Origin of the sequence: Alteripontixanthobacter muriae, from assembly GCF_013336795.1 — a bacterium.
Lineage (GTDB): Bacteria > Pseudomonadota > Alphaproteobacteria > Sphingomonadales > Sphingomonadaceae > Pseudopontixanthobacter > Pseudopontixanthobacter muriae.
This window is the reverse complement of record NZ_JAAFZT010000005.1, coordinates 98,193-112,155: the sequence shown is the minus strand read 5'-3', so window position 1 is coordinate 112,155 and position 13,963 is coordinate 98,193. Positions and strand designations below refer to the sequence as shown.

At 61.3% G+C, this 13,963-nt stretch carries 12 protein-coding genes; 3 read left to right on the top strand and 9 right to left on the bottom strand.

The annotated features are described in order from the left end of the window. Positions 1-72 precede the first annotated feature (72 nt). From rpsD to G7A66_RS01935, 9 genes are all read right to left on the bottom strand, one after another. On the bottom strand, positions 73-687 hold the full coding sequence (rpsD, locus tag G7A66_RS01975; RefSeq protein WP_170005270.1) for a 30S ribosomal protein S4: 615 nt from the start codon (positions 685-687) through the stop codon (positions 73-75). A 184-nt stretch (positions 688-871) separates the two neighbouring features. Then, positions 872-1,636 (bottom strand): RNA methyltransferase, encoded by a 765-nt coding sequence (locus G7A66_RS01970; protein ID WP_174294026.1) that lies wholly within the window; start codon positions 1,634-1,636, stop codon positions 872-874. Further along, entirely contained in the window at positions 1,620-2,096 is a 477-nt protein-coding gene (gene nrdR, locus G7A66_RS01965) for a transcriptional regulator NrdR (protein WP_174294025.1), read from the bottom strand. Before nrdR ends, G7A66_RS01970 begins: the two co-directional genes overlap by 17 nt. A gap of 3 nt (positions 2,097-2,099) precedes the next feature. Next, the gene (locus G7A66_RS01960; RefSeq protein ID WP_232366596.1) at positions 2,100-2,378 is read right to left on the bottom strand and encodes a hypothetical protein; all 279 of its coding nucleotides are present in this window, start codon (positions 2,376-2,378) and stop codon (positions 2,100-2,102) included. 3 nt (positions 2,379-2,381) lie between these two features. Beyond that, a complete protein-coding gene (gene glyA, locus G7A66_RS01955; protein ID WP_174294024.1) occupies positions 2,382-3,698 on the bottom strand; it encodes a serine hydroxymethyltransferase in 1,317 nt (438 codons plus the stop codon). A gap of 23 nt (positions 3,699-3,721) precedes the next feature. Then, entirely contained in the window at positions 3,722-4,159 is a 438-nt protein-coding gene (gene rpiB, locus G7A66_RS01950) for a ribose 5-phosphate isomerase B (protein ID WP_174294023.1), read from the bottom strand. 102 nt (positions 4,160-4,261) lie between these two features. Beyond that, positions 4,262-6,289 carry an RNA polymerase sigma factor RpoD gene (gene rpoD, locus G7A66_RS01945; RefSeq protein WP_174294022.1) on the bottom strand — a complete coding sequence of 676 codons (2,028 nt, stop codon included), beginning with the start codon at positions 6,287-6,289 and terminating at the stop codon, positions 4,262-4,264. A 10-nt stretch (positions 6,290-6,299) separates the two neighbouring features. Further along, on the bottom strand, positions 6,300-8,210 hold the full coding sequence (dnaG, locus tag G7A66_RS01940) for a DNA primase (RefSeq protein ID WP_174294021.1): 1,911 nt from the start codon (positions 8,208-8,210) through the stop codon (positions 6,300-6,302). Positions 8,211-8,288: 78 nt separating this feature from the next. After that, positions 8,289-8,741, bottom strand: coding sequence for a GatB/YqeY domain-containing protein (locus tag G7A66_RS01935; protein WP_174294020.1), 453 nt, complete (start codon positions 8,739-8,741; stop codon positions 8,289-8,291). A gap of 190 nt (positions 8,742-8,931) precedes the next feature. On the opposite strand from G7A66_RS01935, the gene carA reads away from it, so the two are divergent. The 3 genes from carA to carB all read left to right on the top strand — a co-directional run bounded on the left by carA (position 8,932) and on the right by carB (position 13,930). Beyond that, positions 8,932-10,125: a glutamine-hydrolyzing carbamoyl-phosphate synthase small subunit gene (gene carA / locus G7A66_RS01930; protein ID WP_174294019.1), complete on the top strand. Its 1,194-nt coding sequence runs from the start codon at positions 8,932-8,934 to the stop codon at positions 10,123-10,125. An 83-nt stretch (positions 10,126-10,208) separates the two neighbouring features. Then, the gene (locus G7A66_RS01925) at positions 10,209-10,592 is read left to right on the top strand and encodes a hypothetical protein (RefSeq protein WP_174294018.1); all 384 of its coding nucleotides are present in this window, start codon (positions 10,209-10,211) and stop codon (positions 10,590-10,592) included. Further along, positions 10,592-13,930 carry a carbamoyl-phosphate synthase large subunit gene (carB, locus tag G7A66_RS01920; protein WP_174294017.1) on the top strand — a complete coding sequence of 1,113 codons (3,339 nt, stop codon included), beginning with the start codon at positions 10,592-10,594 and terminating at the stop codon, positions 13,928-13,930. The genes G7A66_RS01925 and carB overlap by 1 nt, the downstream gene beginning before the upstream one ends. Positions 13,931-13,963: the final 33 nt, after the last annotated feature.

Here is a 13,963-nt window from a genome sequence, read left to right as displayed (position 1 = left end):
GACAGCCCACCGCATTAACAAGAAGGGCGGCCCACAGGACCGCCCTTTTGCAGGTTTCGGAAGACCGGATGATCAGCGCGAGTAGAACTCGACGACCAGATTCGGTTCCATCGTGACCGGATAGGGCACTTCGTCAAGCTTGGGAACGCGGGTGAAGGTCACCTTGTCGGTGCCGTCGGGCGAGACGTAGTCGGGAATGTCACGCTCGGGCAGGCTCTGCGCTTCGATGATCAGCGCCATTTCCTTGGCCTTGTCGCCGAGGCTAATGACGTCGCCGACCAGCACGCGGCGGCTGGCGATGTTGCACTTTTCGCCATTCACGCGGATGTGGCCATGATTGACGATCTGGCGCGCGGCCCAGATGGTGGGGGCGAACTTGGCGCGATAGACCACCATGTCCAGGCGCTGTTCCAGAAGGCCAATGAGATTCTGGCTGGTATCGCCCTTCATCTTGCTGGCTTCGGTGTAGCTGCGCTTGAACTGCTTTTCGGTAACGTCGCCGTAATAGCCCTTCAGCTTCTGCTTCGCGCGCAGCTGCAGACCGTAGTCCGAAACCTTGCTCTTGCGGCGCTGGCCGTGCTGGCCGGGGCCATAGGACCGCTTGTTGACGGGAGAATTAGGGCGACCCCAGATGTTTTCACCCATCCGGCGGTCGAGTTTATACTTGGCGCTTTTGCGCTTCGACATGATGTCGTCTCCAATCTGCTATCGCCACTGCCCGATGCTTCGGGCAATCTCCGGCGCTTGAACCCGGTATCGCACCGCCCGGCCTGATGCCGGACGTGGCTGCCGCTTCACCGGGGTGCGGAGCCAATTCGTACCCGCGCCCCTTGCCGTTTCATGGCCGCCAAGTCAAGCGTGCCGGAGCAGGTCAATTCTGGCGCGGATCACCTCTACGGCCCTTGCGGCCCAGCGTCGTCAGGACGCCGCGCAAGGTTCTGATCTCGAGGTGGTTCCAGCGCGGTTTGGTCAGCACCGTCCGCAATGTGCGGCGGGTGACGTCAGCGCGAATTTCAGGCTCGAAATAGCCCTTTGGCTCCAGCATGGCCTCGATGTGCTGAATAAGGCCGTCGAGTTCAGCCTGAGGGGCAGGCGGGAGATGGTCTTCCAGCGGTGGCTGCGACAGATCGCGCGTCTTCGACCATTCGTAGGCGCAGAGTATCACGGCCTGCGCCAGGTTGAGAGAGCCGAACTCGGGATTGATCGGCACGGTGATGATCGCCCGGGCGAGCGCCACATCGTTCATGTCGAGCCCGGATCGTTCAGGGCCGAACAGGATGGCGCTGCGCCCCTGCTCACTTGCAATCGTGCGGATCGCAGCTTCGGGGGTCAGGACGGGCTTGGTCACGCCGCGCTTGCGCACGGTGGTCGCATAGACATGGGAGCAGTCGGCGACAGCCTCTGCAGTACACTGGTACACCTGCGCTTTCTCAAGCACCACATCTGCACCAGCCGCTGCGGGACCGGCAGAGGGATTGGGCCAACCATCGCGCGGTTCGACAAGGCGCAGTTCCACCATACCGAAGTTCAGCATGGCGCGGGCGGCCTTGCCAATGTTCTCGCCAAGCTGCGGCCTGACGAGAACGATGACTGGCGCGGTGTCGGCTGATGACGAGCGGTCAGTCGGTTGCGACATCGCGCACACTGCTGGCGAATTGTTCGAAATCCCGCGCCTCGCTGAAGTCGCGGTAGACGGACGCGAAGCGGATATAGGCCACGCTGTCGATCTGCCGCAGGCCTTCCATCACCAGCTCGCCGATACGGGCGGAGGAGACTTCGGCCTCTCCGGCCGTTTCGATCTGCCGCTGAATGCCGGAAACCAGCTGGTCGATCGTCTCTTGCGTGATGTTGCGCTTGCGGCAGGCGAGCGAGACAGATTGCTCCAGCTTACGCCTGTCGAAAGTCTGCCGGCGGCGTTCCCCGCCACCGGCATCGTTCTTGACCACGGTCACTTCACGCAATTGCACCCGTTCAAAGGTGGTGAACCGCGCCCCGCAATGCGCGCACTGGCGCCGGCGGCGTATGGCCGTGTTGTCTTCGGTCGGTCGGCTGTCCTTGACCTGGCTGTCGTCATGGACACAGAAAGGACAGCGCATGGATCAGGGACGGACGCGCTTGTAGAAGGCGTAACCTGCACCGGCTACGGCACCAAGGGGCAGCGTCACGAACGGCAGCAGAATGCCTGCCACTGCGCCGACTGCTGCGCCGGTCAGCACCGGCTTAGTGCTCGGGTGCTTCATCCCGTCGGAGAACATTCCCTTGGCTTCGCGAGTGGCGTCACCGGCAAGGCTGGGGCGCTCGTATGCATCATGGGTCGCCATGACGTGATCTTCGGTCGCGGTGACGGGGTGCAGGGTATCTCGATCGTCGTTGTTCATCTTTTATCTTCCTGGATAGACGGGGAATGATTCACACAGTTCCCCGACGCGCTGGCGCACCGTTTGTTCCACCTGTCCGTCGCCGTCATCGCCGTTTCGCGCCATTCCCTCCACCACTTCGGCGATCAGGCCGCCTATTATGCGGAATTCATCGGTTCCGAAGCCGCGCGTCGTCCCGGCGGGCGTGCCGAGCCGGATGCCGCTGGTGACGAAGGGGCTGCGCTTGTCGAAAGGAATGCCATTCTTGTTGCAGGTGAGATAGGCCCGATCGAGGCCCTTTTCCGCCGCTTTGCCGGTCACGTCGCCGCCGCCACGTGCAACGGTGAGGTCGACCAGCATGGAATGATTGTCCGTGCCGCCCGAAACGATGCGCAACCCGCTGTCCTGCAGGCTGGCGGCAAGCGCGCGGGCGTTGTCCTGCACAGCCTTGGCATAGGTCTTGAATTCGGGCCGCAGCGCTTCGGCGAAGGCGACCGCCTTGGCGGCGATGACATGGACGAGCGGACCGCCCTGCATGCCCGGGAAAACGGCACTGTTGAACTTCTTGGCCAGCGCCTCGTCATTGGTGAGGATGATGCCCGAACGCGGCCCGCGCAGGCTCTTGTGGGTAGTGCTGGTCACCACATGCGCATGGGGGAAAGGTGAATCGTGAACGCCGCCGGCGACAAGGCCGGATATATGGCTCATGTCGCATAGCAGCCATGCGCCTATTTCATCCGCAATTTCACGAAAGCGGGCGAAGTCCCAGCCGCGTGAATAGGCGGTGCCGCCGCAGATGATGAGCTTGGGCTTGTGCTCGCGGGCGATCGACGCGACCTCGTCCATGTCGATCAATTCGTCGTCCTGCCGGACACCATAGGCGACCGGGCTGAACCACTTGCCGCTCATGTTCACGGGAGAACCGTGCGTGAGGTGACCGCCGGAATTGAGATCGAGTCCCATGAAAGTGTCGCCCGGCTGCAGCAGGGCTAGGAACACGGCCTGGTTCATCTGGCTGCCGGAATTAGGCTGAACATTGGCGAAATCGCAGCCGAACAGCTTCTTCGCCCGCTCAATGGCCAGGTTCTCCACGACATCGGCATAGTCGCAGCCGCCGTAATACCGCTTGCCGGGATAGCCTTCGGCATATTTGTTGGTGAAAACGGAACCCGTCGCTTCCAGCACGGCGCGACTGGCGATGTTCTCGCTGGCGATCAGCTCGATCTTGTCGCGTTGGCGGCCGAGCTCGTTGCGAACGGCTTCGTAAATCTCCGGGTCCGCTTCGGACAGGCTGTCGCACCAGAAACGCTGTGTGCCGGGGGGGAGGGCGTCGGTCATCATCGCACCTTTTCTAGCGAAGCGTGTCAGCGGGGAGGGGTGGTGAGCTTGTCGACGCGGCGCTGGTGGCGGCCGCCTGCAAATTCCGTTTCGAGAAAAGCCGAAACGCAGGCTTTCGCCAAATCGCTGCCTGTCAGCCGGGCGCCGAGGGCGAGGCAGTTCGCGTCATTGTGTTCGCGGGCCAGCGAAGCGGAAAAAGGTTCCGAAACCAGAGCGCAGCGCACTGCCGGGTTGCGGTTGACGGACATGGATATCCCGATGCCCGATCCGCAAAGTGCGATCCCGCGCTCTGCCGTGCCTTCGGCAATGACATCGGCGAGCTTGTAACCATAATCGGGATAATCCACGCTGTCGCTGCTGTCGGGGCCGAGATCGGCGACCTCATGACCCGCTTCGATCAACCATTCCACGAGATCGGATTTCATCTCCAACGCGGCGTGATCGGAAGCGATCGCGATTTTCATGAATTAACCTTTCGCAGAAAGCGCGCCGCTTTGAACACGCCGCCTGAAACTGCCAACCCCGGCGTCTGTCTGTCGACAGCTGCCAAGGCCGGAACGAGTGACCTACTGGTCGAGGAAACTGCGCATCTTGCGGCTGCGGCTGGGGTGCTTCAGCTTGCGCAGTGCCTTGGCCTCGATCTGGCGGATACGTTCGCGTGTCACGCTGAACTGCTGGCCGACCTCCTCCAGTGTGTGATCGGTGTTCATGCCGATACCAAAGCGCATCCGCAGCACGCGTTCCTCACGCGGAGTGAGGCTTGCGAGGACGCGGGTGACGGTTTCCTTGAGGTTGGCCTGAATGGCTGCATCGACCGGGATGATCGCATTCTTGTCCTCGATGAAATCACCGAGGTGCGAATCTTCCTCATCGCCGATGGGCGTCTCGAGGCTGATCGGCTCCTTGGCGATCTTCATCACCTTGCGAACTTTTTCGAGCGGCATCGACAGCTTTTCAGCCATTTCCTCCGGCGTCGGTTCGCGGCCCTGATCGTGCAGGAACTGGCGGCTGGTACGCACCAGCTTGTTGATCGTCTCGATCATGTGAACCGGAATGCGAATGGTGCGGGCCTGGTCCGCAATCGAGCGGGTAATCGCCTGCCTGATCCACCACGTCGCATAGGTGCTGAACTTGTAACCGCGGCGATACTCGAATTTGTCGACGGCCTTCATCAGGCCGATGTTGCCTTCTTGAATAAGGTCGAGGAACTGCAGGCCGCGATTGGTGTATTTCTTCGCGATGGAGATAACGAGGCGCAGATTGGCCTCAACCATTTCCTTCTTCGCGATACGCGCTTCGCGCTCGCCTTTCTGGACCATGTTCACGATGCGGCGGAATTCTTCGAGGCTCATGCCGGTATTCGCGGCGATGTCGGCGATTTCGGCCCGGATGCGCTCTACCGCTTCCGCTTCCTTTGAAGCGAAGGCGGCCCATTTCTTGTCCTTCTTCGCGTTAGCCTTCAGCCAGCTATCGTCCATCTCATTGCCGATATAGGCATTGAGGAACTCGATGCGTTTGACCTTGTGCCGTTCGGCAAGGCGCAGCATCTGGCCACCGAGGGCGGTCAGCCTGCGATTAAAGGCGTAGAGATTATCGACCAGGAATTCGATCTTGGTCGCGTGGAACTGAACGCTTTCAACTTCGGCGGTCAGCTCTTCGCGCAAGGACTCGTACTTCTTTTCCTTGGCGGCAGGAAATTCGTCGCCGCGGCCGATCGTGTCGACACGCTCAGCCTGCAGCTTCTCGAACTTGCGGAAAAGGTCGGTGATGCGTGCGAAGCGGATAATGGCGTCCGGCTTCAGTGCAGCTTCCATCTGGGCGAGGGAGAGGGTGTTGTCCTCCTCCTCGTCATCGTCGCGCCGCTTGGAGCCACCTTCCTCGTCATCTTCGTCGTCGCTGGAATCGTCGTCGGACTCATCCTCGTCATCGTCGCGGATGGTGGGGCCGGCGGTTTCCTCGCTAATTTCGCCGCTGTCGTCGTCCTCGCCCTCTTCCATCTTGTCGACGGGGGGTTCCTTCGAAAGCATGGCGTCTAGATCGAGGATCTCGCGAAGCTGCATTTCCTCGTTGTTCAGCGCTTCCGACCAATGAATGATCGCGTGAAAGGTAATCGGGCTTTCGCAAAGGCCAATGATCATCATGTCGCGGCCAGCCTCGATTCGCTTGGCGATGGCGATCTCGCCCTCGCGGCTGAGGAGTTCCACCGCGCCCATCTCGCGCAGATACATCCGCACAGGGTCATCGGTGCGCTCGCCTGCGGCGAGCTTCTTCGGCGCAGCAGCAGGCTTTTTCGCTTCCTTGGAATCGTCGGCGGTGATTTCCTCGACATCGCTGTCGCCGTCGCCATCCGAATCGGTATCGGCTTCCGCTTCCTCGTCATTCTCGACAATGTTGACGCCCATTTCGCTGATCGCGGACATGACATCCTCGATCTGCTCGCTGTTCATCTGGTCCTGCGGGAGCGCTTCGTTCAGCTCGTCATAAGTGACATAGCCGCGCTTCTTCGCCTTTGAGATCAGCTTCTTGATCGATGCCTCGTTGAGGTCGATAAGAGGCGCATCGTCATTCTTTTTCGTGTTCGCTTCGGAAGCCATCGATCTGTTGTCAGTCCGTTACCTGGCCCGTCAACGCATCGCCATGCGCCGCAACGGGTTCTGAATTGTCCTGGGCCAAACGATTGGCCCGGTTGCTTGCCATCTGCCCGAGTCGCTTTTCGAAAGCCAGCTTTCGTTTGAGCAGGCGCTGCTGCTCGGCGAAAGCGCCTTCCGGATCGGACTCGAACCGCGCCGTCGCTGCCGCAAGGGCCGCTTCGAGCGCGGGCCGCTCCACCAGCAGCGACACGGCTTCGGCCAGATCTTCGCGCGCGACCTGAGGGTCGGTTCCTTCGACGAGAAAGGAAAAACGGGTGTCTTCGGGCGGCGCGGCCTGGCCTTCACTGCCCGATATGGGCGATTTGTGCCCCGGTTCAAGCAATTCCGCTGCGTCGAGGAGAGAATCCACGAAAGGTGCAACGCGCGGATCGCTGCCGGCGTAGCGTGAGAGCGCCTCGGCATGGCGCATGACCTCTGCCGGATGCCGCATCAGTCCCGCGACGACGGCGGCTGCGAGCCCGTCGCGGCTGCCTCCTTCGCTCATGTGCCGCAAACGCCTGGACGCTTCGGGCGAAAGGACAGGGTCGGCCGCTTTTCGGAACGCGCCGCGCTTGAACGGCGCGGTAGTGTTGTTCTTCACCCACGGTTCACGCTCGCGCGGGGGAAAGGCGAAGGCAGAAAAGCGTTCGAGGAATTCACGCTTGTAGAGAGCGGCGATGTCGGGATCGCCGATGCTTTCCACATGCGCCAGCAGCCGCGCCTTCAGCCCGGCCTTGTCCTCGGGAGAATGGAGAGGCTGCGCGTCGCGCTCATGCTGCCACAGCATGTCGAGCAGGCTGGCAGGCGCAGCCAGCAGATCCTCCAGCGCCGCAACGCCTTTTTCCCTCAGCAGATCGTCCGGGTCCTTGCCTGCCGGCAGCGACACGATCGCGAGCGAATGGGAAGGGCGCAACATGGGAAGGGCACGCGTGGCCGCCCGCATCGCCGCTCGCTTGCCTGCGGCATCGCCGTCGAAACACAAGATGGGTCGGGGAACCTGGCGCCACAACAGCTCGATCTGCTGCTCTGTCAAAGCGGTGCCGAGCGGCGCGACCGCATCTTCAAACCCTGCGGCGGCGAGGGCGACCACATCCATGTAGCCTTCGACCACGACGATCCGTTCCGTCTGCCGCGATGCCGGCCCGGCACGATGGAGATTGTAGAGAGTGCGCCCCTTGTCGAACAGCGGCGTTTCCGGCGAGTTCAGATATTTGGGCGCGTCGGTCTCGCTTTGCAGGATACGTCCGCCGAAGCCGATCACGCGGCCTCGCAAGTCCTGAATAGGCAGCATCAGGCGGTCGCGGAAGCGGTCGTAAGGCGGCTTGCCTTCCACATCGATGCGCAGCCCTGTTTCGATCAGTTCCTTTTCATCGAACTGGCTCAACGCCTGCTTCATCGCCTGCCGGTCGGCAGGAGCATAGCCAAAACCGAACCGAGCGGCGGTATGGGCATCGAAGCCGCGTCCGGCGAGGTATTCACGCGCCTTGGTTCCCGCCTCGGACTGCAATTGGGCCACGAACCACTCCTGCGCCGCCTGAGTGACGTCATGCAGCCCCGCGCGTTGCTGCGCCGCCTGTGCGGCGCGCGGATCGGGCTCCGGCATCTCCAGACCCGCCTCGCTCGCCAGTTCCTTAACTGCATCGATGAAGGGCAGGCCGCGCTGGTCCGTCATCCAGCGGATCGCATCGCCGTGCGCGCCGCAGCCGAAGCAATGGTAAAACCCTTTTTGATCGCTGACCGTAAAGCTTGGCGATTTTTCGTCGTGGAAGGGGCAGCAGGCCTTGTACTCGTGCCCCGCCTTCTGCAGCTTGGTCGTGCGCCCGATCAGGCTCGACAGCGAAATGCGAGCCCGCAATTCGTCTAGCCATTGAGGGGAAAGCGCCATGCGATCTGCCTTACAGGTCTTGCATCGGATCCGCCAGCGGCGCGGACGGCCTCGCGTCGTTTGCTAAAGGGACGGCTTTCAGGCGAAGCTGTCCTTCACAAGGCCGCTGGCCTTGGACATGTCCAGCGTGGCGCCGTGTCGGCTCTTCAACTCGGCCATTACCTTGCCCATGTCCTTCACCGAATCGGCACCGAGATCCGTCTTGACCTGCGCAATGGCGGCGCGCGTTTCGCCTTCGTCCATCATCTGCGGCAGGAATTCCGTGATCACCGCCAGTTCGGCCTTCTCCTGATCGGCCAGTTCCGTGCGCCCGCCATCCTCATACATCTGGATAGATTCGCGGCGCTGCTTCGCCATTTTCTGCAGCACCTCGGTCACGAGATCGTCGTCATCGGGCACGCTTTTCGCCGTGCGATTTTCGATATCCCGGTCCTTGATCTTGGCACCGATGAGCCGCAGGGCCGCCGTGCGCGGCTTGTTGCCGGCCTTCATGGCGGCAATGGTTTCTTTCTGAACGTGTTCGCGCAGCATCTGCAATTCCTTGTGCAAGGGAGAATCTTGCGAATGCTATACAAGATGCGCCCGCGCCCGCCATAGCCGCGCCGGGAAATCGCCATCTTGAACGGCTGTGAACAGATGGCCGCTTGACGAAGGGGGCCGCGCAGCCTAGCCGCTGCGGCTTAGCGACATCGCCGGAAAACCTTTGCAATCGGAGCGCCCCATGGCCGACCCCGCCACAAGCCCTGCGCAACCTTTGGGTGCGACGGGAGTCCTCGTTCTGGCTGACGGCACTACCGTCTGGGGCAAGGGCTTCGGCGCTTCCGGCTCCGCTGTTGGCGAGTTGTGCTTCAACACGGCGATGACCGGCTATCAGGAAGTGATGACCGATCCGAGCTACGCAGCGCAGATCGTCAATTTTACCTTTCCCCATATCGGCAATGTAGGCGCGAATGACGAAGACCGCGAAAGCCGGGTCGAAAGCACAGTCGGCTGCATCGTGCGCGAGGAAGTGACGCCGCATTCCAGCTTTCGCGCAAAAGATCAGTTCGCAAGCTGGATGGCGACAGAAGGACGCATCGGCCTGTCCGGCGTTGATACCCGCGCACTGACGCGCCGCATCCGTTTGTCGGGCGCGCAGAACGCCGTGATCGCGCATGATCCGCACGGTCGCTTCGACATTCGCGAATTGCAGAGGCAGGCTGCCGAATGGGCCGGATTGGAAGGCATGGACCTGGCCAGCCGGGTCAGCCGCGAGAAGGCCGAAAGCTGGGATGGCGGCGAGTGGGTTTTGGGCAAGGGCTATGCCAGCAGTTCGGAGCAGGCGGGCGGCGAGGCGAAGCCGCATGTCGTCGCGATCGACTACGGTTCGAAGGACAACATTTTCCGCAATCTGGCGCGCGCCGGAGCGCGGGTAACAGTCGTCCCCGCCAGCGCGAGCGTCGACGAGATCATGGCGCATGAGCCCGCGGGCGTGTTCCTCTCCAACGGGCCGGGCGACCCTGCCGCTACCGGAGAGCGGGCAGTGCCGGTGATCCGCAATTTGCTCGACCGCGACATGCCGATCTTTGGCATCTGCCTCGGTCACCAACTGCTCGCTCTGGCAGCGGGCGCGAAGACGAAGAAGATGCATCAGGGCCACCGCGGCGCAAACCACCCGGTGCAGCGCGTGGGCGAGGGATGGGGCGACACGCAGGGTCTGGTGGAGATCACCAGCATGAACCACGGTTTCGCTGTCGATGGTGACACGCTGCCAGCTGACGTCGAACAGACGCATGTGAGCCTGTTCGATGGCTCGAACTGCGGCATCGCGATCAGCGGCAAGAAGGCTTTCGGTGTGCAGTATCACCCGGAGGCAAGTCCGGGTCCTCAGGACAGCTTTTACCTGTTCGAGAAGTTCGTGGAGGTGTTGAGATGAGGTTGCCTGCTTTACTGATCCTAGTCAGCTTGAGCTTGGCTCATCTGCCGAGCACCGTTCACGCTGAACCCGTAAGTCAATGCTTGGATGATTTCCAAATTGAATGGCAAATGGATTCTGAGAATTGGTTGGTCGTCGGACCTAAGATCGTTTTCTCGCTGTACGGTGATCATGAATCCTTGACCCTAGTTCAGGAATCTCTCTCCGAATATAAAGTTATCGTGGAGAACCCTAATTTCTCCGCAATGATCGATAGCGTTCTTTTGCCTCTCTCGGAAGAGCACTCAATGCTCGTCTCGTCGGTGGATCTCGTGTCTTTTAATAGCAATGACTACTTTCTTCTGAGTCGTCGAGTTTGCGAATCAGCATCTGCTTACGGCGCTTCTTTTCACGGTTGGCAGGCGCTAAATGGGACTAAGATCGTCAGTGGTAGCTATAATGCCATCCCAATACAGCAGAGCAAATAATGCCCAAACGTACAGACATTTCCTCGATCCTCGTCATTGGCGCTGGTCCGATCATTATCGGACAGGCTTGCGAGTTCGACTATTCCGGCACGCAGGCGATCAAGGCGCTGAAGGAGGAGGGCTACCGCGTCATCCTCGTCAATTCCAACCCTGCCACGATCATGACCGATCCCGAGATGGCGGACGCGACCTATGTCGAGCCGATCACGCCCGAGATCGTCGCGAAGATCATCGCCAAGGAACGCCCCGATGCGGTGCTGCCGACAATGGGCGGGCAGACGGCGCTGAATTGTGCCCTCGCACTGGCGAATGACGGGACGCTGGAGAAGTACGGCGTGCAGATGATCGGCGCCAATGCCGACGCCATCGACAAGGCGGAAAATCGCCAGCGCTTCCGTGAGGCAATGGACAGCATCGGCCTGGAAAGCGCGCGCAGCGGTGTCGCTTACTCGGTTGATGAAGCTTTCGCCGTTCTCGAACGTACCGGCCTGCCTGCGATCATCCGCCCGAGCTTCACCCTTGGCGGAACGGGCGGCGGGATTGCCTACAACAAGGCCGAATTCGAACGCATCACCCGCGAGGGCATCGACGCCAGCCCCACGAACGAGGTGCTGATCGAGGAATCGCTTCTCGGCTGGAAAGAGTTCGAGATGGAAGTCGTGCGCGACCGCGCCGACAATTGCATCATCGTCTGTGCAATCGAGAATGTAGACCCTATGGGCGTTCATACCGGCGATTCCATCACTGTCGCTCCGGCGCTGACGCTGACCGACAAGGAATACCAGATCATGCGCTCGGCCAGCATCGCCGTGCTGCGTGAAATCGGCGTCGAAACAGGCGGTTCCAACGTACAGTTCGCAGTTAATCCAGCTGATGGCCGGCTGATCGTGATCGAGATGAACCCGCGGGTTTCGCGTTCCAGTGCGCTCGCATCCAAGGCGACCGGGTTCCCCATCGCGCGCGTCGCGGCGAAGCTCGCCGTCGGCTACACGCTGGACGAGATCACGAACGAGATCACCGGCGCGACCCCGGCCAGTTTCGAGCCGACCATCGATTACGTCGTCACGAAGATACCGCGCTTCGCCTTCGAAAAGTTCAAGGGGTCGAAGGACGATCTCTCCACCGCGATGAAGTCCGTGGGTGAAGTGATGGCGATCGGCCGCAGCTTCGCCGAGAGCATGCAGAAAGCCTTGCGCGGTTTGGAAACGGGGCTGGACGGCTTCAACCGCGTCGTCGAATTCGAGGGAACGAGCAGGGATGTCATCACCGCCGCCCTGTCGCGCCGCACCCCCGACCGGCTGCTGAACGTCGCCCAGGCATTCCGCGAAGGCATGACGGTGGAGGAAATCCAGCCCATCACTGGCTATGACGCATGGTTCCTGCGCCAGATCGAAGCCATCATCTACGAAGAACGTATGCTCGGCCATACCGGCCTGCCTCGTGATGCAGCGGAAATGCGCCGGTTGAAGGCGATGGGCTTTTCCGACAAGCGTCTCGCCACATTGGCCGTGCGCAGCGTCGGCGTAGCAGGCGGCCTGGCGGAAACGCAGGCGCGTCGCAGCGGGCTGCTGCACGACACGCTGCGCGCCATGGCTGGTGCCACTTCGGAAAAGGAAGTTCGCCAGCTTCGCGAAAAGCTGGGCGTGCATCCCGTGTTCAAGCGCATCGACAGCTGCGCCGCCGAGTTCGAGGCGATCACGCCCTATATGTATTCGACCTACGAAGCGCCAAGCTTCGGCGAGCCGGAGAACGAGGCATGGCCGAGCGACCGCCGCAAGGTCGTGATCCTCGGCGGCGGGCCGAACCGGATCGGGCAGGGCATCGAATTCGACTATTGCTGCTGCCACGCCTGTTTTGCGCTCGACGAAGCCGGGTTCGAGACCATCATGGTCAATTGCAACCCGGAGACTGTCTCCACCGATTACGACACGTCCGACCGCCTCTATTTCGAGCCGCTCACGGCGGAGGACGTGCTGGAGATCCTGCGCGTCGAGCAGCAGAATGGCGAGTTGGTCGGGGTTATCGTGCAATTCGGCGGGCAGACGCCGCTGAAACTGGCGCAGGCGCTGGAAGACGAAGGCATTCCGATCCTCGGCACCAGCCCCGATGCCATCGATCTTGCCGAAGACCGTGAACGCTTCGCCAAGCTGGTCGGAAAACTGGGGCTGCGTCAGCCCGAAAATGGAATCGCCCGCAGCCGTGACGAGGCAGCCGCCGTCGCGCGCAGCATTGGCTATCCGGTCCTGTTGCGCCCCTCTTACGTGCTGGGCGGCCGTGCGATGGAGATCGTGGACAGCGAGGCCCAGCTTGATGATTATATCGCGACTGCAGTCAATGTGTCGGGTGATTCTCCTGTCCTGATCGACCAATATCTTCGTGATGCGATCGAATGCGACGTTGACGCGCTTTGCGACGGGACGGACGTGGTAATCGCAGGCGTGATGCAGCATATCGAGGAAGCCGGGGTGCATTCTGGCGACAGCGCCTGCACCCTGCCGCCCTACAGTCTGTCAGATGCGGTAATCGCCGAGATGGAGGATCAGGCCAGAAAGCTGGCGCTGGCACTCGGAGTTCGCGGTCTGATGAACAGCCAATTCGCTATCAAGGCGGACGAGAGCGGTAATGAACTGGTCTATCTGATCGAGGTCAATCCCCGGGCAAGCCGCACCGTTCCCTTCGTTGCGAAAGCTGTCGGCTTCCCCGTCGCGAAAGTTGCGGCCCGGATCATGGCGGGCGAAATGCTTTCCGCATTCCCGCCTATTCGGCGCGAGCTCGGCTACATGGCGGTGAAGGAGGCGGTGTTTCCTTTCGCCCGCTTCCCCGGCGCAGACCCGGTCCTGTCGCCCGAAATGAAGTCGACGGGCGAAGTCATGGGGATCGACAGCGACTTCCCAGCGGCGTTCTTCAAGTCGCAATTGGGGGCGGGGGTCACGTTGCCAGAGAAAGGCACCGTCTTCGTCTCAGTCAAGGAAAGCGACCGGGAGGCGATCGTTCCTGCGGTTCGCACGCTGATCGAACAGGGTTTCTCCGTCCTGGCGACCGATGGAAACGCCGTTTTCCTGGCTGAGAAGGGTTTGACGGTCGAAAGGATCAACAAGGTCGCTCAGGGGCAGCCGCATATCGTGGACCGGATGATCGATGGCAGAGTGGACCTTGTGTTCAACACGACCGAGGGTTGGCAGAGCCTGATCGATTCAAAATCAATCCGCGCAACGGCCCTGCAGATGAAGATACCGTCCTATACCACAGCGGCCGCGTCTGTGGCAGCAAGCCGGGCTATCGCATCGGTTAAGGTCAGCCAGCTTGAAGTGAAGCCGCTGCAGGACTATCATAGCTGAAACAACCGCGCTGCCCTCGAACATTTCGGTCCT

Coding starts and splice junctions, on each gene's coding strand:
- rpsD (WP_170005270.1), bottom strand. CDS start 687: ATGTCGAAGCGCAAAAGCGCCAAGTATAAACTCGACCGCCGGATGGGT.
- G7A66_RS01970 (WP_174294026.1), bottom strand. CDS start 1,636: ATGTCGCAACCGACTGACCGCTCGTCATCAGCCGACACCGCGCCAGTC.
- nrdR (WP_174294025.1), bottom strand. CDS start 2,096: ATGCGCTGTCCTTTCTGTGTCCATGACGACAGCCAGGTCAAGGACAGC.
- G7A66_RS01960 (WP_232366596.1), bottom strand. CDS start 2,378: ATGAACAACGACGATCGAGATACCCTGCACCCCGTCACCGCGACCGAA.
- glyA (WP_174294024.1), bottom strand. CDS start 3,698: ATGATGACCGACGCCCTCCCCCCCGGCACACAGCGTTTCTGGTGCGAC.
- rpiB (WP_174294023.1), bottom strand. CDS start 4,159: ATGAAAATCGCGATCGCTTCCGATCACGCCGCGTTGGAGATGAAATCC.
- rpoD (WP_174294022.1), bottom strand. CDS start 6,289: ATGGCTTCCGAAGCGAACACGAAAAAGAATGACGATGCGCCTCTTATC.
- dnaG (WP_174294021.1), bottom strand. CDS start 8,210: ATGGCGCTTTCCCCTCAATGGCTAGACGAATTGCGGGCTCGCATTTCG.
- G7A66_RS01935 (WP_174294020.1), bottom strand. CDS start 8,741: ATGCTGCGCGAACACGTTCAGAAAGAAACCATTGCCGCCATGAAGGCC.
- carA (WP_174294019.1), top strand. CDS start 8,932: ATGGCCGACCCCGCCACAAGCCCTGCGCAACCTTTGGGTGCGACGGGA.
- carB (WP_174294017.1), top strand. CDS start 10,592: ATGCCCAAACGTACAGACATTTCCTCGATCCTCGTCATTGGCGCTGGT.